Source organism: Mucilaginibacter kameinonensis (genome assembly GCF_003675385.1).
GTDB lineage: Bacteria > Bacteroidota > Bacteroidia > Sphingobacteriales > Sphingobacteriaceae > Mucilaginibacter > Mucilaginibacter kameinonensis.
The window spans coordinates 290,057-311,153 of the sequence record NZ_RCWZ01000002.1; the positions used below are offsets into that span (position 1 = coordinate 290,057).

The window sequence follows — 21,097 nt, forward strand, 5'->3', positions numbered from 1 at the left end:
AAAAGTAAAGTGGAATTGGTATAATTTTGTAACCAGTTACACGGAGTATACCAGTATGGAAGCAGGAATAACGTCACACCAACGTAATCATGCCGATGAGCGGCAGGCATTACAAGACACCATGTATGTTATTGGCGGTAAATGGACACTGCCAATCATCAATTCTATTTGCAACGGAAACAAGCGTTTCAGGGAAATTGAGCGGAGTATCCCTGGTATCACCACGCGCATGCTATCGCGCGAGCTAAAGACCATGGAAATGAACAAGCTCGTTAAACGTACCGTAACCCCAACGTCGCCGGTTTTAATCGAGTATGAATCTACAGAGTACTGCCGCAGTTTTGGTAATATCATTTTGGAGATGATAAAATGGGGCAAAGAGCACCGGGAGATGTTACGCAATACCGATAAGCAGTAATTGGCGATTTTATTACAAATTGTAACAGTTAAGTTATCTTTAACAGTCATCTGTAATAAAAACCTATTTTCACCGGGTAATGAAACATCTCATCCAATTAACCTGCAAAGGCCTTTTCTTTTTGGCTTTTATATTTTTAATTACACCCGTATCGGCACAAAAAAAGCAATTGCCTAATATCATTTTTGTACTGGCCGATGATATGGGATACTCCGATTTAAGCTGTTATGGCAATCCGGTAATCCGTACGCCATTTTTAGATAAGATGGCGCAAAAAGGGGTGAGGGCGACAAATTACGTGGTAAGCAGTCCAACCTGTACGCCATCACGTGCTTCATTACTTACCGGGCGTTATGCCTCAAGGATGAATTTGCCTTACCCTATCGGGCCAGGCTCCTCATTGGGTATTCCTGATCAGGAAGTTACCATTGCTGAAATGCTGAAGCAGGTAGGTTATAAAACAGCCATGATTGGCAAGTGGCACCTCGGTGACCATGCAGCCTATAACCATCCGATGGCCCAGGGTTTTGATTCATATTATGGCTTGCTGTACAGCCATGATTACCGCTCGCCTTATGTAAAAACTGATACAACTATCAAGGTGTTTCGCAATCATAAGCCCGAGATCTTAAAACCGGCAGATTCATCATTGATTGAGTTGTACCAGCGTGAAACTATTCGCTATATAAAATCACAGAAAAAAGGAGATAAGCCATTTTTCTTATACCTTGCTCATAACATGCCGCATTTACCGGTAGCCTTTGCGTCATCGGCAAAAAATAAGAACCGAAGCGATGGCGGCCATTTGGGTGATGTGGTTGAGCAACTGGATGAAAGTCTTGGCCAGGTTTGGGCCGAACTTGAAAAACAGGGTCTGGCCGATAATACCATATTTATGTTTTCGAGTGATAACGGCCCGTGGATAGATTTTCCGGATCGCATGCTGGGCGATAGCGCTACCAGGCACTGGGATGCAGGTACTGCCGGCGTTTTTCGTGGTAGCAAGGGATTAACATACGAGGGTGGGGTACGTGAGCCATTCATTGTTTACTGGAAAAACCATACCCCGGTTGGCGCAAGTATAACCAGTATGATGAGTAATTTGGACGTGTTGCCTACGCTTGCCAATTGGACTGGTGCTCAGCTTCCTAAAGGCCGCACACTGGATGGACAGTCGATAGCTGATGTATTAACAGGCAAGGCACCTAAACATCCAGAGCACAGGCCTATTTACTACTATAATAACAGCGTTTGTGAAGCTGTTCGCTTGGAGGATTGGAAGTATCGTGAAGTAAAGGCCAACAATAATGTTGGTGGTGTGGCAGGTTCACCGCTACCCGCAAAAACCGAATTGTTTAACCTGGCCTACGATCCCAGTGAACGTACCAACGTAATCAAAGATTACCCTGAAATTGCCAGGAAACTAAAAGCTCTTTTTGATCAGTATCCGGGGATGAAAGAAAATTAAGAAAGATAAAGAGTCGTATACTTAATAGCATGTTATTATATAATGATACTTGCTATTAAGTATACCTTGATTTTGGTAGTATAAACCTTCGATCCTTATTAATGCCGGCCAATAGATTGCCTGCCACCTTCCTTATCCATAGGTGAAGAATTTACAATGCCTGTATCTCATACAGGGCCTCCGGTAATTCATCAATAATTCCATATTGCCGCTGTGTTTTACCTCAACATGGCACAACTCCATTTTTAAAAGTTGACAGGACTGACATTTTAGTGAAAAATTCTGCCACCCGGCATTTAAAACTTAATTGTATCGTAAAAAATGGCTTCTTTTGAATTTGCCTTTTCACAACCTGTAGCTATTGTTGTTAACCATTAAGCGTTGACATACCCCTGCAAGCAGAAACAGAAATTTATATGGAAAGTATAAACGAGATTTTTGATTTGGAATGTTTCTTTCACCTGTCGCCCGATTGGTTGTGCGTGGCCGGGTTCGACGGGTATTTTAAAAAGATTAACCCTGCCGTTTCTAAAACCTTAGGCTACACCGAAAGTGAACTGTTTGCAAAGCCTATTGACTCGTTTGTTTTTGTTGATGATAGGAGCATTACTGCAGCCAAACGTGAGAGCATCATTAAGAATAATCCGCTTTATGATTTTGAAAACAGGTATGTAACCAAAAGCGGGGAAATTGTCTGGCTCTCCTGGACATCGATGCCGGTACAAAGCCAGCAATTGGTTTTTGCCATTGCCAGGAATATTACTGATAAGAAGAAACTTGAAGAATTTAGCAAGACATCGGTAATTTTTAATGGCATAGAAGGGAAGTTGCCCTTGACGCAACATAGTGATGCAATTAATGGCGTTAATGAGTTTCCGCGTTCTGGCAATTTAAAGCCCATCAGCGAGCTTTCCATTGCCGATCAGTTATGGCTTTATGAGCTTGAAACATTGGTAAGGAAATATATTGGGAAAGTTGATTTGAGCATTGTACTGCTGAGCAACGAAATGGGTTTAAGCGAAAGGCAGCTGCACCGTCGCATCAAAAATACCACAGGTATTACACCCAATAATTACATCCGCAGAATCCGTTTACATATGTCTATGGAAGCTATAAACAGTGGCAAATACCGTACTGTTGCCGAAATATCTTATGTTGCCGGTTTTGAAACCCCTGCCTATTTCAGAAAGCTGTTTAAAGAGTTTTACGGCCGGGATGTAGCCGAACTACTGCAATAATTTAAAAGCTGTACAGTTGTTATTTAATCCTTCTCATGGGGAATGGTATGGCTTTCTGTTTACCTTTCCATGTTCCTGATATTTCGGCTACCAATGAGTCTTTACTGATTTGCGTATAAGTTATTTTTTGCGGAAAGTCATGCTCCGGATTTTCAAAAACGAGGTGTTTGTTATTTGACGAAGTGAGTGTAAACGTTACCGCTTTGCCATCGTTTTGATTTTTTACTGTTGGGATATAATATAGTTTACCGGAATGCTGTTCTAACCTGATATGCTCGGATGATACAGTGTCTGTGCCTGCTAACGAATAACTCCGGCCAAGAAAAGTGGAATCATTTAGTTTTTTCCAGGTTTCGATATCCAGTGTTTTTTCCGATTGGTTTTTCCAACTGCCGATAAGCCATTTAGCTTGCGTGATAGGCGCAGTTTTTTTCTGCCCGAAAGCACTATGTGAAAACGCCATGCAGGCTATAACAAATAGCTGTAATTTGGAATGACGAAGCAGGTTCATTGGGTTTGTGACTAAGTGATGGAAGGTACAATTTAAAATGAAGATATCAAAGATGAGCCCGTGTGTTGGGTTTGGCTTTTGTCCTCAAAACTAAGATTTGATTGTCGCAAATGCCCCTGATGTTTGTCGCTTACATAGCCCTGCATTACTGTTTATTCTCAGGATATTTCATATAAACCAATAGCTATATCATGGAAAACGCAGCAAACAACAATACCGAACGCATCACGATAAAAGAAAGCCAAAAGATCCTTGATGTTAAATGCGCTATGCTCAATGGTTCAACCCTTGAACAGGTGATGATGAACAATGCAAGTTTTAAGGATGTATGCATTACCGGGCTTAAGATTGAAGATGCCAACCTGAGCGATCTGGAAATAAAATACGCGCAACTCGGCGGAGCTTACATTCACGATATAGGTATGCCGCCCGAAGGTCATCCGGCTTATGACCCTGACGCGAAGCAACGCCCGCTTAAATTTGAAAATTGCGATTTGCAGGGCAGTACTATAACTGATTGTAACCTGAGTAATGTCAGCATCTCTGATTGTAACCTAAGCGGCATGAAAATTAATGGTATCGAAGTTGCTGACCTGCTGAAAGCATATCAACAGAAATAGATATTACTATAAATAAAAAGCCCTGCTAAGTTTTTAAACTTAGCAGGGATAAAAGCTTTGGGCTTTATGCTTTCAGCTTTAAGCTCTTAATTAGTGCTTGTCCACACGTTATCCTTCTTATTACTATCAGGATCATAAGTGGTACCCAATACTATTTTCTTAACCGCTTTTTTTGCGGTGAAGTTGACAGTTGTTGATTTATTGCCGCTTGCCCAAACAGCTATGCTTTTATGTACCAGTTCGGTAGTGCCGTCGGCATAGGTAAGGGTTAAATTAACCGGGATGGGTTTGCTGCCAATTTGGGTAATAGCAGCGGTATATTTTAAACCGGTGTTAGTCACTTTGCTTAGGGCCAGGTCGGTTACGCCATTATCAAAGAACCAGGCTTTCCAAAACCAGTTAAGGTTCATGCCCGAGCCGGTGTTCATGCAGTTAAAAAAATCGTAAGGCATAGGGTGCTTACCGTGCCATTGTGCTATATAGTAATGCAGGGCTTTGGTAAACAATTCGTCGCCAAGCATGTCCTTTACATATAAATAACCTAAGCCAGGTTTAGGATAGCTATCGGTAAAGCTGGCTGTTCCGGTAAGCATAGGGGTGAGGGTCATTACAGGAACATCAACTTCATGGCCGGCGCTTTGCTCAACAGCAGCTACGCCATATGGGTCAACTATTGAAGGATCGATCTCCGGACTTACCAGCCATTCGCCAATGGTTGCCCAGCCTTCATCCATCCAGCCATATTTGGTTTCGTTAATACCCATATAAAAAGGGAACATGGTATGGAATATTTCATGGTCGGTAAGTTCAATGGCATCGGCTTTGTCTTCAAGCGGGTTATCATTTACCATCATTGGGTATTCCATCTGGTCAAGGCCATCAAAAACAGTTTCGTGCTGATATGGATAAGGCCATTTCGGGAATTTGTAGCTCATAACTTCAACCGTTTTACGGGCGTAGTCAACTACCGCGTAATAATCTTTGTGTTTTTCATTAAACACGGCATCTACGCGGGTACGCCTGCCAGTTTTAGGGTCAACTACCAGGCTTGATGCCTTCCATAAATAATGATTGCTGGTAGCAAAAACAAAATCGGTAACATCATCTGCCTCAAACTTCCAGGTGTTAGTTGCATTGTTTTTGGTGATGTTGCCGGTCTTTACGTCTTCTTCAGTAATGATATCGGTTACCTTATCACTTGCACCGGCATCAGCAATACGTTTAACAATGCGGCTGTCGTAAACATCGTCGGCATTTTTCAAATCTCCGGTTGCCCAAACTTTGTAATCGCCCGGAACGGTGATCTCGGCGCTGAAATGGCAAAAATCGTTGTAAAACTCTTGGGGGCCTGTATATGGATAGTCGTTCCATCCGTCGATATCATCGTATACTGCTATTCTCGGAAAAAAATAAGCGATAAAGAACGCGCCGGTATCAACCTGGCCGGTACGGATATGTGAACCTTTGTTTAAAGTATATGCATAACTGATATCAAAATGCACTTTTTGTTTGGGAGCGATAGGTGTAACCTTCTGCGTCATGTTTGTGCCATTGATCCGACGGGTTTTGGAGCTATCGGGCGTTTTATTATCAATAGCAAGGCTTTTGATCTGCACACCATCGATTAGGTCTTCGGCCGAAACCGGCATTTGGCGTATTACTCCTTTTTTATACAGGTTAGGATACAGTTTAAATTGTATACGTTTTAAAGTATCAGGACTATTATTGATATAATCGATGCCAACGGTACCGGTCACCAGCCTGGTTTTAGGATCGAAATTTACCTTGATCTTGTAATCGGCAGTGTTTTGCCAGTAGTTTTTACCGGGAGCGCCGGTTGCAGTCCGTGTGCCTTTGGTATAGGTTTTTTGCAGGTTTACGGCTATGGGTAAAGTTTGTTGAGCCGATACAATGCTTGCGCCAAATAGTAAAATAAATGGCAATAATTTTTTTATACTGATCATTTATGCAGATGTATATAAGTTATATTTGAGGTAAATATAATAAACCGTTACTGAACCTGGTAAGCGATAATTTTGTATCACCGGTGTGTTACAGAACGATTTAGTAAGGTTTTGAGGAATTTACCATTTATAAATAATATCCATGACTGCCGAAAAAATGATCATTGTAACCGGTAAGCAATACCTTCAGCTAAAACAAAATTTAGAGAGCAGCGAAGGGCTTAGCTATAATATAGGCACCGATAAGCACCCGGAAGTAGTTAAGATCACGAACATTTATATGGATACTGATCCCGACTTTACCCGTAACCCGCGCCAATTTGCAAGCATGCACGAGGATTTGAATGTGCAGGTGAAACTGGAGTATGTAGTTGAGTAAACCGCAGATATTCGACGCTGCAATGTTACGCCTGTTTTATTTGTATGCACCGTTAGGTGCTACCTGTTTGTAGGATATATACAGAAAAAAAATGCGCCGTAGGTGCTACTCGGTATACTATATGTAAATGGGTAACGCCTACGGCGCAAATATTTATTACTTGTTTTGCTACAAATGAGTATTCCCTGCGGGGAATCAGAACTTTTTAGCAAGAACTATTTACCATCCCCCCTTAAACCCCTCGGTCAGTGCATTCTGATAATTTTCCATATCAAACGAATATAAGTAGGGGGCCTTGTGTGCGCCGCCTTTGCGTGGTTCTTCAGAACGGTTCAGGATACCAAAACCCAGTATCCTTCGCTGAAAATTACGCCTGTCCAGTTTTTTACCTAAAATAGTTTCATACAGCTTTTGCAACTCGGGCATGGTAAATTCCCGCGGCATCAGGTTATAGCCTATAGGCTGATAGTTGAGCTGAAGGCGCAGGGCATCTAAAGCACTTTTATAGATCTTTTCGTGATCGAGCTGCATTTCGGGCATATCGTCCAGATCGCGCCAGGCGCAAAGCTCCGAAAATTGATCGGGGTGAGGCGTAACGTCAAAAAAATCAACCAGCGCGTAATAGCCTATCGAAATAAAACGACCCGAAAACCAATTTTCTTCTTTGGGCAGCATACCCACGTACATATCATTGTGGAACTTTGAGCGATCAGGATCGCCAAATACACGAAACTGCTGCAAAAATATTTTATCCAGGCCCGTACGTTCCTGCAAGATCCTTACGGCGGCGTTATCTATATGTTCTTCCTTAAGTACAAAGCCGCCGGGCAGGTACCATTTTTCTTCGTCGTTGGTTTTCAATAGCAGCACTTTCATTTGCCCTTCGTGAAATCCAAACACAACACAATCAATAGAAATGTGGTTCACGTAGTTTTTACGGGCGTCCTCGCTATACTCAATAAGTTGCTGTTTACTTAACATTTGTGCTATTGTACAAATAAAGTTTGATTTTTTAATTATAATATTTACAATTGTGTACTTAATACACTATGAAAAATGCCATAACATGCCATTTTAAAAAACGTCAAAAATATTTGCAGGCGCAATGAAATGCCCTGATTATTAATCATATTTGTTAACCAATTATTTACTACCCACATAATTTAAAAAATGAAAAAGTATTTTTCAAGCAGGCTTGTTATAGCTGCGATGCCGTTTTGCGTGGCATTTATGCCCCTTAACAAGGCATGGGCACAATCCCAATCCGAAGACGCGAAAATGAACGCCTACGTTAAAGGCCTGATGAGTAAAATGACCCTTGATGAAAAAATAGGGCAGCTTAACCTGGTAACCATTGGGGCAGCAACAACAGGATCGGTAGTAAATAAAGGTGTTGAAGAAAGTATTAAAAAAGGATCGATAGGTGGCGTATTTGGTGTGTGGGGCACAGCGCAAACCCGCCAGATCCAGGATATAGCCGTTAAAAACTCAAGATTACATATTCCGCTTATTTTTGGTTTAGATGTAATTCATGGTCACCGTACTATTTTCCCTATCCCTTTGGGTATGTCAGCAACCTGGGATATGGCTTTGATCAAACAATCGGCACAAATTGCAGCTAAGGAAGCTACCGGCGAAGGTTTGAACTGGGTGTTTTCGCCAATGGTTGATATTGCCCGCGACCCACGCTGGGGCCGTATCTCTGAAGGTTCGGGCGAGGACCCATGGTATGGCTCGCAGGTTGCTAAGGCAATGGTGCAGGGTTACCAGGGCTCAAACATGAAAGATGCGGATGCAGTTATGGCCTGTGTTAAACACTTTGCATTGTATGGCGGTGCGGAAGCCGGTCGTGAGTACAACACTGTTGATATGAGCCGCATTAAAATGTACCAGGATTATCTGCCTCCGTATAAAGCAGCGGTTGATGCCGGAGCAGGGAGCTTTATGAGCTCGTTCAATACTGTTGATGGTGTGCCTGCAACAGGAAACCAGTGGTTGCTAACCGATTTGTTAAGAAAACAATGGGGCTTTAAAGGTTTTGTAGTATCTGACTATACTGCAGTTAACGAGATGACCGCCCATGGTCTTGGCGATTTGCAAACCGTATCGGCCCTTGCACTTAAAGCAGGCCTTGATATGGATATGGTGGGAGAGGGCTTTGTAAAAACCTTAAAAAACTCGCTTACCCAAAAGAAAATAACCCAGCAAGACATTGATCTGGCTTGCCAGCGTGTATTAGAGGCAAAGTATAAATTAGGTTTGTTTGCTAACCCATACAAATCAATGGATGCTGACAAGGAAGCTAAAGAAGAATTATCTTCGGCCAATCGTGCTGCAGCAAGGGAAATTACCAAACACTCATTTGTTTTATTAAAGAACGATAATCAAACCCTGCCGCTTAAAAAAGGTGGAAGTATCGCGTTGGTAGGCCCCTTGGCCGATAACCACCGTGATATGCTGGGCACCTGGGTTATTGCCGGTGAGTGGCAAAAATCGGTAAGTGTAATGGAAGGCATCAAAAATGTTGTGGGTAACAATGTTGCCATTAACTATGCTAAAGGCGCTAACATTACTGAGGATAGCCTGTTCATTAAAAGGTTGAACTTTGGTCCGGGTATGGTGTCTTTGGATGCCAAACCTGCCGATGAATTGTTAAAAGAAGCAGTTGACGCGGCCAAAAAATCAGATGTGATAGTTGCCGTAGTTGGCGAATCACAAAGTATGTCTGGCGAGTCATCAAGCCGTTCGGATATTGATATTCCGGAAAGCCAGAAAAATATGCTGAAAGAGCTTTCAAAACTGGGCAAGCCGATGGTAATTGTATTATTTAACGGTCGTCCGCTTACCTTAACCTGGGAAGATAAACACGCTAACGCCATTCTTGATGTTTGGGCGCCGGGTACCGAAGCCGGTAATGCGATTGCCGATGCATTGTTCGGCGATTACAACCCTGCAGGTAAACTGACTGCTACCTTCCCACGGAGCGTAGGGCAGATACCTATTTATTATAACCACAAAAACACAGGTAGGCCATACAGTGGCGGTCCGTCAAAATTCAAGTCAAATTATCTTGATATTTCAAATGATCCGCTTTATCCGTTTGGTTACGGTTTAAGTTACACCACTTTTGGCTATAGCGCAGTTAACGTAAGCAAAAACAAGTTAAAAGGCAATGAAACTTTAACCGCGACTGTGACTGTAACCAATACCGGTAAATATGCTGGTGAGGAAGTAGTACAATTATATATAAGCGACCCTGTGGCAAGCATCAGCCGTTCGGTAAAAGAACTTAAAGGTTATCAAAAAATAAACCTTCAGCCAGGCGAGTCAAAACAGGTGAGCTTTTCAATTACACCAGAGCAATTGAAGTTCTATAACAGCCAGCTTAAATACGATTGGGAATCAGGCGAATTTATTGTACAAATAGGAACAAGTTCGGCCGATACGAAAAGCGCATCAGTTTGGTGGACTAAATAATGCCATTTTTAGTGTAATACATTTTTAGCACTTTGTTAAAAATAGCAAAGGTATTTTTTGATAAAGAAAAATATCCAGACAGCCCCGGTAAATAAATTTTACCGGGGCTGTTTTACTTTTGAGAAAATGTGTAAAATGCTGTCCTAATGATGTGAAATCGATTGCAATAAATGTTGTTTGAACATTTATTGGTAGAAAAGTATAGGTTGTGTAAATGTATATTTAACATTTATTATTGATGCTTTGATAATAAATGTTGGTATGACAGTATTTATACGTTATGATGATATTTTAACACTTTGATAAATTATGCCAACTATGCCTCTTACATTAAAATCAGATTAAAATTTTGAAAAGCAGGGGCCGGTTTTACCAATATCTATTGCTTCGATAACTTTTGGAGAACTGTTAAGGAATAATAGCAACATTTTTACAATGCGATATTTTTAAAAAAAATATTATTTTGTTAATGAAGTGTTAATGAAATGTTTGCAGTTTGTGATTTTAGCGGTTAAATTGATCTATAAATAATTAATTTGTAAATCTGCTTTTTTTACTTGTGTATACAGTACACACTAATTACATTAGTTCCATAGCCAATATAAATTTCTGTTTTAGCAGAAAGCGTTCAAAATCTAATATTATTATAACATTTTAACTTTGATGTTGCTTCAGCAGCGGGAGCACAGAAAAGAAGGTAACACGGATAAAAAGTTTAAAATTTATACGAGAGAAGATCATATGATAAAACCTTTACATTTTTTACTTTCCGGCATTTCATCTTCAATCAATCTGTTTAACAAGGCCCATCTCACAACAGCCCCGTTCAAACCGGTTACCCGCAAGTGTGCAATTTTTCATTTTAAAACATAGCCACTCCAATTATCGACCAAAAAGCTTAAATCAAATATATTAATCAACTAAATCTCAATCTCATGTTTAAAAGTTTACTCCTAAAAGGAAGGTACTTGGGTTTGCTGCTATGCTGCCTGGTATCTTCATTGGTAGTTACAGCACAAACAAAGTACAAAGGTAAAGTTATCGGCTCCGACGATAAGTTACCTATCGTTGGCGCATCTGTACGCGTCAAAGGTACGAGCACTGGTACTGTAACTGACGTTAATGGTGATTTCACCTTAACACTGAGCCCGGGCAATACCCTGGTAGTTAGTTACATCGGTTACCAAAGCACCGAAGTTAAAGTAGGTACCGATTTAAACCTGCGTGTTACACTACAATCGGGCAGCAGTACACTTAACGAAGTTGTGGTAACTGGTTACACCGCTCAGCGTAAAAAAGATATCACCGGTTCGGTATCGGTGGTTAACGTTGCAACAATGAAATCAGTACCTGCGTCAAACACTGCCAGCTTACTTCAAGGTACAGCAGCGGGTGTTACGGTAGTAAACTCTGGTAACCCGGGTGCTAATACTACTGTAAACGTTCGTGGTGTGGGCTCTATTTTCAGCACTGCACCACTTGTGGTGATCGACGGTGTTCAGGGATCATTAAATGACGTGAACCCTAACGATATCGAATCGATCCAGGTGTTGAAAGACGGTCAGGCATCAATTTACGGTGTGCGTGGTTCAAACGGTGTTGTTGTTGTTACAACTAAAAAAGGTAAAAGTGGCGCTGCAACTATCTCTTACGACGCTTACTATGGTACTCAAAGGCCATTAAAAGATGGTTTCAAACTTGCGGATACCAAAACTTATGTTGAGGCTATTTACGAATCATATAAAAACAGCCCTAACGCTGACGGCAGCAGCCCTTTAGCCGGTGGTAATCCACAATATGATCCAGGAAAAACCGGTACCTGGACAATTCCAGATTATATTACGCCAGCTGGTGGTAAAGAAGGTGATCCAAAAACCAACCCATCAACTTATTTGTTGAATCCATTCACTACTGACAATCAGATCACACGTGCCAATAAACAAGGTACCGACTGGTTTCATGAAGTGTTTAAACCAGCTCCAATACAAAGCCATAACATTACTGCAAGCGGTGGTAGCGATAAGTCTACTTACTTGATGTCTATTAGCTACCTTAATCAACAAGGTACTTTAATTGACACTTACTTTAAAAGGTATGCAGCCAGGATAAACACCAATTTTGCTGTTGGCCCGCACATTCGCGTAGGTGAAAATGCTTATATCTTCTACAAAAGAAGCCCTAACCTTAGCAATAACCAAAACGAAGGTAACGCTATATCATACATTTATCGTGAACCGCCTATTATCCCGGTTTATGATATCATGGGCAACTTTGCCGGTACCCGTTCAGGTAGCTTAGGTAACTCAAGCAACCCGGTTGCCGTTCAGGAACGTACAAAAAACAACAGGAACAATAACTGGGATATAACCGGTAACGTTTATGCTGAAGCTGATTTCCTGAAACACTTTACCATCCGTACCCAGTTTGGTGGTGCAGTTGATAACTATTATTACTATTACTTTACCGTACCTGCATACGAAAACTCTGAAGGTAACACTTCAACCAATGGTTTTACCGAGGTTGCAGGCTACAATAGCCAATATACCTGGACTAACACTTTAAACTACAAACAACAGTTTGGTAAACACAATATTAGCTTATTAGCTGGTTCTGAGGCTATAACTACTTACAGACGTGGTATCCGCGCAGGTGGTGGTAATTATAATATCTCGTTTGACCCTAACTATGTAACCGTAGCTAACGGTGCTAACCCACCAAGTAACGGTGTTGATCAGCTTTTTGATTCAGGTTTGCTTTCATATTTCGCAAAATTGGATTACCAGTTTGACGAAAAATACATCATAGGTGCAACAGTACGTCGTGATGGTTCATCATACTTCTCTCCTGGTCACCAATGGGGTACCTTCCCTGCGGTAACCGCTGGTTGGAGGATCTCGAAAGAAGCGTTCCTGAAAGATGTAAGCTGGCTTAATGACATGAAGATTCGTGCAAGTTATGGTAGCTTAGGTTCACTTGCAGGTGTTGAAACCCGCTTAAGCAACGCTTATAGCTTATACGCTCAATCAAACGGCAATGCCAACTATGATATTACCGGTACAGGTAACTCAACCGTTACTGGTTTATATCGTATACAACAAGGTAACTTAGCTACTACATGGGAAACTGATAAAATCAAGAACATCGGTTTTGATGCAACTTTGCTTAACAATAAGTTGGATTTCACTTTCGAGTATTTCCAAAAATCAGTTACCGGTTTATTATTCCAATCAGGCGACCCTGCAATTGCACTTGCTCCGGCTGCTGTTTCAAACTTACCATATGTTAACGGTGGTAATATTAAAAATAAAGGTTTTGAGATTGTTACCAGCTATCACGGCAATGTGGGCAGCGATTGGAAATATGATCTAAGCTTAAACGTGAGCCACTACTCAAACATGGTTACTAATTTGAATGGCCTTAAATACCAGGATCGTAATAGCGGTGGTTCAACCCGTTTACAAAACTTTGTAAGGTTACAGCCAGGCCAGCCAGTAGGTGAGTTTTATGGATATAAAGTTATCGGTTTGTACCGTGATGCTTCAGACATCGCTGCTTCACCAACCGATGTTAACGCAAGACCAGGTTTGTTTAAATATGCCGACGTAAATGGCGATGGAAAGATCACTTCTGATGACAAAACATTCATCGGTAACCCTAACCCTAAATTTACAGGTGGTTTTACATTTAACCTTAGCTACAAAAACTTTGATCTGAATGCGTTTGTTTACGGTTCATTCGGTGGCAAGATTTTCAATTACATTAAATACTGGACTTACTTCCCACAAGTATTTACCGGTAACGTAAGTGCCGATATATTAGGTCCTAAAGTTTGGAAACCAGGTGCTGATAACAGCCAGGCAACTATCCCGGTATTAACCCGTACTGCTAACGCAGATAACACCGGTGATCCAAACTCATGGTATGTTGAAAGCGGTACCTATGTTAGGTTAAAATCATTAACATTGGGTTATACTGTACCTAATTCACAAATCAAAGCTTTGGGTATTAAGAGACTAAGATTTTATTTGTTAGCTAACAACTTATTCACCATTACTAAATACAGCGGTTTAGATCCTGAGCTTCAGCCTTCAACCTTGACAGATAATACCAGCTTCGGTATCGACTTTGGTAACTATCCTGCCGGTCAGAAGATATACAACATTGGTGTTAACGCCTCTTTTTAATGTGTGACAAATTTTTAATATAAAAGTTATGAAAAAAATTCAAATGAAACTGATCATACCAATAGTGTTACTGTTGGTGTGCCTGGTGTATGCGTGCCGCAAGGATATGCTTAACAGGCCGATACTTCAGAGTTTAAGCCCGAATATTGTGGCCAATAAAACAGGTGTTGAAAGTTTATTGATTGGTACATATTCTTTGCTTGACGGTGTGGGTGGTAACGGTGGCGGTATTGATGCCGCCGGTTCAAACTGGCTGTTTGGTAGCGTTGCCGCAGGCGATGCTTACAAAGGTTCAGAACCATCAGACGGTGGTAACGACGCTTTACCTGTTGGTAACTTTACCTATTCTACTTCTAACGTTTACATCAAATCAAAATATCAGCTTTGCTTTAACGGTGTAAGCCGTGCTAATGACGTTTTACGTACACTTCCTTTAGCAAAAGATATCGGTGCTGATGACGTTAAAAGGATTACAGGCGAGGCTCGTTTCTTAAGAGGCTATTACTACATGGAGCTTAAGAAAATGTACAACATGATTCCTTATATCGATGAAACACAAGCCGATGCCAACCAGCCTAACGATAAGGACATCTGGCCTAATATCGAAGCTGATTTACAGGCAGGTATTGATAATATCCCTGCTACTCAATCACAAAAAGGCCGTGCTAATAAATGGATTGCTATAGCTTACATGGCAAAAGCCAAAATGTTCCAGCACAAATTTGCGGATGCCAAAGCGTTATATGACAACCTGATTCCTAACGGTACAAAACCAAGCGGCGATCATTTTGCATTGAACGATAACATGCAGAAAAACTTTAGCCCTCAGGCAGGTCAGAAAAACAGTGTTGAATCTGTTTTTGCTGCTCAGGCTTCTGTTAATGATAACTCAGGCGGTAATAATGGTAATACCGGTGATGAGTTGAACTTCCCTTATAACAGCGGTCCTGGTGCATGCTGCGGTTGGTTTAACCCTTCACAGTCTTTAGGTAACTCTTTTAAAACCGACGCTAATGGTTTACCATTGTTTACTACATATAATAGTGGTAAAAAAGTAAGTGGTAAAACTGATCCGTATACAGGTACAGTAGATCCACGTATCGATGTTACTATGGGCCGTCCTAATATACCATACCTTGACTGGGGCAATCCTCCGGCAAGCTGGATCCGTGACCCTACGGATGGTGTTTTCAATCCACGTAAAAATGTTTACTCATCTGCAGAAAAAGGCACTAACTCAAGTACTGAAAACTATTGGGCTGCTAACGAAGTCACCTCAAACAACGTAAACTTAATGCGTTGGAGCGATGTACTTTTGATGGCTGCTGAAGCTGAGGTTGAAGTTGGAAGTACCGATAAAGCACTGCAATATGTTAACATGGTACGTGCCCGTGCTGCAAATCCGGTTTGGTGGGTTTACAAAAACTCTCCTTATGATCCGTCAAAATCTGAGTATACTGTAAAAACAGATCCTGCCGACAATTATTTGGTTAAACCATACCCTGCAGGCGCGTTTGCTGATAAAACCTATGCCCGTACAGCTATCCATTTTGAGCGTAAACTTGAATTGGCCATGGAAGGACAGCGTTTCTTCGACTTACAACGTTGGGATCAGGGTACAGGCAGCATGGCTGATGAGATCAATGCTTTCTTTGCATATGATATTAACACTAACTCGCAGCTTAACGGTGCTCACTTTACTAAAGGTAAAAACGAATATTACGCAATACCTCAAAGTGAAATTGACCTTTCTGGTTCAACTGGTGCATCAAAACTGAAACAAAATCCTGGTTATTAATTAACCATTGATTTTAAAATATTTAACTTTAGGTGGAGATATTTATCTCCACCTTTTTTTATAGTTTACTAACCAAATAATGAAGTACACCTTTCCCCTTGTTTGCCTGGTTGCCGTTTTATTTAGTGCATGTAAAAAAGCTACACTTTTTGAACAGATCCCTTCCTCGCACTCTGGTATTACCTTCAATAATAAAATTGTTGAAAACGATGCAATAAACCCCTTAACCAAACTTAATTTATACAATGGGGGCGGAGTAGGGATAGGTGATTTTAATAATGATGGCTTGCAGGATATTTACTTTGTGGCCAATACAACATCAAATAAGCTATATCTTAATAAAGGGGATATGAAATTTGATGACGTAACAACGGCGGCAGGTGTTGGCGGCAGCGGCGGATGGGGCAGAGGAGTAGCCGTTGTTGATATTAACAACGACGGGCTTATGGATATTTATGTGTGTTATACCTTGCTTGATGATTCGGTTAAGCGCACTAACCTGCTTTATGTAAACCAGGGTATAGGTAAGGATGGTGTACCGCATTTTAAAGAAATGGCTAAGGAATACGGGCTTAATGTAAAGCTACACTCCACTATGGCATCGTTTTTTGATTATGATAACGATGGCGACCTTGATATGTACCTTACCGTTAATGAGGCCGTAGCCGGTGATAATCAAAGCACATTCAGGCCAATAATTACTAATGGAACCCACCGCAGTACGGGGCAACTTTTCCGTTGCGACTGGGATCCAGTACTGAAGCACCCTGTTTATACCAATGTATCAAAACAGGCGGGTATAGGCACCGAAGGATACGGCCATGCAGCTACTATTGTTGATATTAACCGAGATGGATGGAAAGATATTTACGTAACCAACGATTTTTTAACAGATAACATTTTATACATCAATAACGGTAACGGTACCTTTACCGATAAGGTACAGGAGTATTTTAAGCACACCGCATTCAGCTCGATGGGGCAGGATATTGAGGATGTGAATAATGATGGCCTTGCCGATGTTTTTGAGGTTGACATGAACCCCGAGGATAACTACCGGAAAAAGATGTTCATGCCGCCAAATAACTACCAGATATTTCAAAATTTTGATAGGTATAAATACCAGTATCAATATACCCGTAATACGCTGCAATTAAATAATGGTCCGCGAATTGGAGGCAATGATTCCATTGGCGATCCCTCATTTAGTGATGTAGCTTTTTTAAGTGGTGTAGGCCAGACAGACTGGAGCTGGGGCCCTATGATAACTGATTTTGATAATGACGGCTATCGCGATATTGTGATAACCAATGGTTACCCGCGCGATGTAACCGATCATGATTTTATAACCTTTAGGCAGATGGCCTATTCTGTAGCGTCAACCCAGCAAGTGCTTGACCAGATTCCGGTTGTGAAAATACCTAATTACGCGTTCCGCAATACCAATGGTGTACAATTTGAGGATGTAACCAAAAGTTGGGGGCTGAGCGTTCCGTCGTTTTCAAACGGTTGTGCTTATGCCGATCTGGATAATGATGGCACCATGGATATGGTGATTAATAATATTAACGACGAGGCATTCATCTACAAAAATACATCCCGTAAAAGCGCGCTAAACAATAGTAATTACTTACATATACAATTTCATGGCGGTCCTAAAAACCTGAACGGGCTTGGTGCCTTTGCCGATATCTATTATAATCATGGCAAACATCAGTATTATGAAAATACACCATATCGCGGCTATTTATCAACCATCCAGAATATTGCCCATTTTGGCTTAGGTAACGTTTCTAAGCTCGATTCGGTGGTGATTCGCTGGGATAACGGTAAAAAGCAGGTGCTTACCAATGTTAAAACCAATCAAACAATCCAGGTTAAAATTGCCGATGCAAAGCTTGATTATAGTAACAAGCAACTGGCTATAGATAATGTTGCGTTATTTAAAGACGTCACCAAATCGGCAGGGATAACTTATAAACATAACGATCAGGACTATATCGACTTTAACGTTCAGAAGCTGCTTCCGCATAAACTATCGGAATATACGCCGGCCGTAGCGGTTGGCGATGTGGATGGCAATGGTTTTGATGATATGGTTGTAGGAGGTACAACCAAATATCCTGCTCAGTTATTGTTGCAGCAAGCCAGCGGTAAGTTTATTCAGCGCGATCTGGTACCTCAGACTAAAATTATTGCACCCGTTGGTAATCCTAATGATATGGCGCATATGATATCGCCGGTGCGTGTTAAAGACGAAGGCATGTTGCTTTTTGATGCCGATGGTGATGGCGACCTTGATTTGTATGTAGCCAGCGGCGGTTATGAAAGCGAACCGGGCTCATCAAACTACCAGGACAGGCTTTATGTTAACGATGGAAAAGGTAATTTTAAACTACAGCCGGATGCATTACCTAAAAACCTGACCAGTAAGTTGTGTGTAAAAGCCGCTGATATAAACCGCGACGGTAAAATGGACTTGTTTGTATCCGGCCGTGTTAATCCATGGAATTATCCTAAGCCGGTATCAAGCTTTATTTTGCGTAACGATAGCAAAAACGGTGTTGTTAAATTCACGGACGTATCTGCGTCGGTAGCTAAAGAATTAAATAATATAGGCCTGGTTTGTGACGCCACCTTTACCGATTTTAATAACGACGGCTGGCCCGATCTGATCCTTACAGGCGAGTGGATGCCGATCACTTTCCTTAAAAATGATCATGGTGTTTACAAAAATGTAACGCAAAGTACTGGTGTTGAAAATAAGCTTGGCTGGTGGAATACCATTGCTGCCGGCGATTTTGATCATGATGGTGATACCGATTATATTGTAGGTAACACCGGTTTGAATACTTTTTACAAAGCAAGCGATCAGTACCCGATTTATATTACAGCCAAAGATTTTGATAATAACGGCAGCTACGATGCTTTCCCATCCGTTTTTCTGAAAGATCAGGAAGGTAAGCTGCAGGAATTCCCCGCTTTTGGTCGTGATGATATTGTTAAGCAGATGATCAGCATGCGTATTAAGTTCCAAAACTATCGCTCATTTGCAACCGCTACAATGGATTCGGTAATAACACCCAAAATGCGCGAAGGAGCAATTCGTTTAAAAGTGAATTATTTGCAGTCGGTTTATTTACGCAATGATGGAGGCGGAAAATTTACCGCTATTCCGCTACCTGTTGAAGCACAGATGTCTGAACTATGCGGAATTACTGTTGATGATTTTGACGGGGACGGTAATCTGGACGTTGCACTAAATGGTAATGACTATGGTACAGAAGTGGCAACCGGCCGTTACGATGCATTTAATGGGTTACTACTTAAAGGCGATGGCAAAGGAGGCTTTAAACCACTCAGCATTATGCAAAGCGGTATTTATATTCCGGGCAATGGCAAGGCATTGGTTAAGCTTAAGGGGGCCAGGGGCAACTACCTGCTGGCCGCCACCCAAAATCGTGACGCCATGAAACTATTTGAGCTGAAAAGGCCGGTTAAAACATACAACCTGCAGCCACTTGATGCATTTGCAACCGTAAAATACAAGAATGGTAAAACCGCCAGACAGGAGTTTTATAATGGCAATTCTTTCTTGTCGCAATCGGGCAGATTTATTAATATTGATGATAACATGGCTTCAGTAACAATAACCGACAGCTATGGCCATCAACGTAACGTGCCAATTAATTAAACTATTATAAATGAGATTCTTGAGGATATTCATAGCCGCTGCAAGTTGTGCCCTTATATTAGGTTGCGGAGGTAAGGCTAAAAAGATACCACTGATTAAGGATGAAGACGTTATTCATAACAACGTTGATCAGCTTACGCAGGTTATTATATATGATGTTTTTACCCCTCCGGTAGCCAGTCGTATTTATGGATATGCGACACTGGCTGCTTATGAGGCGCTTCGTTACGAAAAGCCTGAATATAATTCTATCACTGCACAGCTTAAGGCTTTTGGCCAGCCGCCACAGCCTCAGCAAGGAGTAAAGTATAATTATACACTTGCCGCTACAAATGCCTTTTTCACGGTGGCGCATAAGGTTACCTTTTCGATAGATTCGTTGAAAAAATATGAGGCCAAGGTTTACGCTATGTATAAAGATAACCTTGATGATTCAACCTATGCCCGTTCCATGGCGTTTGGCGAAAAGATTGGTAAGTACATATTAAAAAGGGCATCGGTTGATAATTATCCTCAAACCCGTGGCAAACCCAGGTTTTTAGGTAACGATAATCCCGGTAACTGGCACCCAACACCACCCGATTACCTGGACGGAGTTGAGTTTTGCTGGGGTACTATGCACACCTTCGCGGTTGATACTTCAACTATGTTTCCATTGCCGCCGCCGCCTGCTTTTAGTGAAAGCAAGGACAGTCAGTATTTCAAACAAACCATGGAAGTGTATAACCAAAGCAAAAACATCACCCCGGAGCAAAAAACGATTGCTAAGTTTTGGGACGATAACCCTTTTGTTATTGAGCACAATGGGCACATGATGTTCGCTAATAAAAAGATCACCCCAGGCGGTCACTGGATTGGTATAACCGCCATTGCCTGCAAGCAAACCCATGCCGATGTGGTAAAGACCGCGCAGGCTTACGCGCTTACATCAATAGCCTTGTATGATGCTTTTATTTGCGGCTGGCAGGTTAAATACGAAACTAACTACATAAGGCCGGTAACCATCATCAACGATAAAATTGATCACGATTGGCTGCCTATGTTGCAAACCCCTCCGTTCCCTGAATATCCAAGCGGGCATAGTGACATTAGCGGCGCTTCGGCGGTAGTGCTTACGCATTTATTTGGCGATAACTTTGCCTACCAGGATACCAGCGATCTGCGCTATATTGGGATGCAGCGCCACTTTGATTCCTTTTTGAAAGCTGCCGATGAAACTTCTGTTAGCAGGTTTTATGGCGGTATCCACTTCCGCAACAGTGTTGACCAGGGCGCTGTGCAAGGCCGTCAGGTAGGAGAGTACATCTGGAAAAAACTGAAACTAAAAAAATAACGGCTTAACCATC

The 21,097-nt window shown here is 41.6% G+C and carries 13 protein-coding genes; 10 read left to right on the top strand and 3 right to left on the bottom strand.

The window, feature by feature from the left end:
• The first annotated feature begins 55 nt into the window (after window positions 1–55).
• The 3 genes from EAH55_RS08280 to EAH55_RS08290 all read left to right on the top strand — a co-directional run bounded on the left by EAH55_RS08280 (window position 56) and on the right by EAH55_RS08290 (window position 3,124).
• Complete coding sequence (locus EAH55_RS08280) at window positions 56–418, top strand: winged helix-turn-helix transcriptional regulator (protein WP_112567384.1); 363 nt, start codon at window positions 56–58, stop codon at window positions 416–418.
• Between the two features lie 79 nt (window positions 419–497).
• Entirely contained in the window at window positions 498–1,886 is a 1,389-nt protein-coding gene (locus EAH55_RS08285; protein WP_121809216.1) for a sulfatase-like hydrolase/transferase, read from the top strand.
• A 416-nt stretch (window positions 1,887–2,302) separates the two neighbouring features.
• Complete coding sequence (locus EAH55_RS08290; protein ID WP_121809217.1) at window positions 2,303–3,124, top strand: helix-turn-helix domain-containing protein; 822 nt, start codon at window positions 2,303–2,305, stop codon at window positions 3,122–3,124.
• Between the two features lie 19 nt (window positions 3,125–3,143).
• Here the strand turns inward: EAH55_RS08290 and EAH55_RS08295 are convergent, their stop codons facing one another.
• Complete coding sequence (locus EAH55_RS08295) at window positions 3,144–3,635, bottom strand: DUF6265 family protein (protein WP_121809218.1); 492 nt, start codon at window positions 3,633–3,635, stop codon at window positions 3,144–3,146.
• Window positions 3,636–3,826: 191 nt separating this feature from the next.
• Between EAH55_RS08295 and EAH55_RS08300 the strand changes: the two genes are divergently transcribed.
• Entirely contained in the window at window positions 3,827–4,255 is a 429-nt protein-coding gene (locus EAH55_RS08300; RefSeq protein ID WP_121809219.1) for a pentapeptide repeat-containing protein, read from the top strand.
• Between the two features lie 86 nt (window positions 4,256–4,341).
• Here the strand turns inward: EAH55_RS08300 and EAH55_RS08305 are convergent, their stop codons facing one another.
• Window positions 4,342–6,219 carry a M1 family metallopeptidase gene (locus tag EAH55_RS08305; RefSeq protein ID WP_121809220.1) on the bottom strand — a complete coding sequence of 626 codons (1,878 nt, stop codon included), beginning with the start codon at window positions 6,217–6,219 and terminating at the stop codon, window positions 4,342–4,344.
• Window positions 6,220–6,361: 142 nt separating this feature from the next.
• Here EAH55_RS08305 and EAH55_RS08310 point away from each other — a divergent pair, with 142 nt between their 5' ends.
• Window positions 6,362–6,598, top strand: coding sequence for a hypothetical protein (locus tag EAH55_RS08310; RefSeq protein ID WP_121809221.1), 237 nt, complete (start codon window positions 6,362–6,364; stop codon window positions 6,596–6,598).
• A 219-nt stretch (window positions 6,599–6,817) separates the two neighbouring features.
• On the opposite strand, the gene EAH55_RS08315 is transcribed toward EAH55_RS08310, so the two are convergent.
• A complete protein-coding gene (locus tag EAH55_RS08315) occupies window positions 6,818–7,579 on the bottom strand; it encodes an NUDIX hydrolase (protein WP_112567405.1) in 762 nt (253 codons plus the stop codon).
• A gap of 189 nt (window positions 7,580–7,768) precedes the next feature.
• Here EAH55_RS08315 and bglX point away from each other — a divergent pair, with 189 nt between their 5' ends.
• From bglX to EAH55_RS08345, 5 genes are all read left to right on the top strand, one after another.
• Window positions 7,769–10,075, top strand: a complete 2,307-nt coding sequence (gene bglX / locus EAH55_RS08320; protein WP_121809222.1) for a beta-glucosidase BglX — start codon at window positions 7,769–7,771, stop codon at window positions 10,073–10,075.
• 935 nt (window positions 10,076–11,010) lie between these two features.
• Complete coding sequence (locus tag EAH55_RS08330) at window positions 11,011–14,259, top strand: SusC/RagA family TonB-linked outer membrane protein (protein ID WP_121809224.1); 3,249 nt, start codon at window positions 11,011–11,013, stop codon at window positions 14,257–14,259.
• A gap of 28 nt (window positions 14,260–14,287) precedes the next feature.
• On the top strand, window positions 14,288–16,057 hold the full coding sequence (locus EAH55_RS08335) for a RagB/SusD family nutrient uptake outer membrane protein (RefSeq protein WP_121809225.1): 1,770 nt from the start codon (window positions 14,288–14,290) through the stop codon (window positions 16,055–16,057).
• A 79-nt stretch (window positions 16,058–16,136) separates the two neighbouring features.
• Complete coding sequence (locus EAH55_RS08340; RefSeq protein ID WP_121809226.1) at window positions 16,137–19,751, top strand: VCBS repeat-containing protein; 3,615 nt, start codon at window positions 16,137–16,139, stop codon at window positions 19,749–19,751.
• Between the two features lie 10 nt (window positions 19,752–19,761).
• Window positions 19,762–21,084, top strand: coding sequence for a vanadium-dependent haloperoxidase (locus tag EAH55_RS08345; RefSeq protein WP_121809227.1), 1,323 nt, complete (start codon window positions 19,762–19,764; stop codon window positions 21,082–21,084).
• Window positions 21,085–21,097 lie beyond the last annotated feature (13 nt).

Bases quoted from the DNA above. Each gene is read 5' to 3' on its own strand.
- EAH55_RS08280 (WP_112567384.1), top strand. From the start codon at position 56: ATGGAAGCAGGAATAACGTCACACCAACGTAATCATGCCGATGAGCGG.
- EAH55_RS08285 (WP_121809216.1), top strand. From the start codon at position 498: ATGAAACATCTCATCCAATTAACCTGCAAAGGCCTTTTCTTTTTGGCT.
- EAH55_RS08290 (WP_121809217.1), top strand. From the start codon at position 2,303: ATGGAAAGTATAAACGAGATTTTTGATTTGGAATGTTTCTTTCACCTG.
- EAH55_RS08295 (WP_121809218.1), bottom strand. From the start codon at position 3,635: ATGAACCTGCTTCGTCATTCCAAATTACAGCTATTTGTTATAGCCTGC.
- EAH55_RS08300 (WP_121809219.1), top strand. From the start codon at position 3,827: ATGGAAAACGCAGCAAACAACAATACCGAACGCATCACGATAAAAGAA.
- EAH55_RS08305 (WP_121809220.1), bottom strand. From the start codon at position 6,219: ATGATCAGTATAAAAAAATTATTGCCATTTATTTTACTATTTGGCGCA.
- EAH55_RS08310 (WP_121809221.1), top strand. From the start codon at position 6,362: ATGACTGCCGAAAAAATGATCATTGTAACCGGTAAGCAATACCTTCAG.
- EAH55_RS08315 (WP_112567405.1), bottom strand. From the start codon at position 7,579: ATGTTAAGTAAACAGCAACTTATTGAGTATAGCGAGGACGCCCGTAAA.
- bglX (WP_121809222.1), top strand. From the start codon at position 7,769: ATGAAAAAGTATTTTTCAAGCAGGCTTGTTATAGCTGCGATGCCGTTT.
- EAH55_RS08330 (WP_121809224.1), top strand. From the start codon at position 11,011: ATGTTTAAAAGTTTACTCCTAAAAGGAAGGTACTTGGGTTTGCTGCTA.
- EAH55_RS08335 (WP_121809225.1), top strand. From the start codon at position 14,288: ATGAAAAAAATTCAAATGAAACTGATCATACCAATAGTGTTACTGTTG.
- EAH55_RS08340 (WP_121809226.1), top strand. From the start codon at position 16,137: ATGAAGTACACCTTTCCCCTTGTTTGCCTGGTTGCCGTTTTATTTAGT.
- EAH55_RS08345 (WP_121809227.1), top strand. From the start codon at position 19,762: ATGAGATTCTTGAGGATATTCATAGCCGCTGCAAGTTGTGCCCTTATA.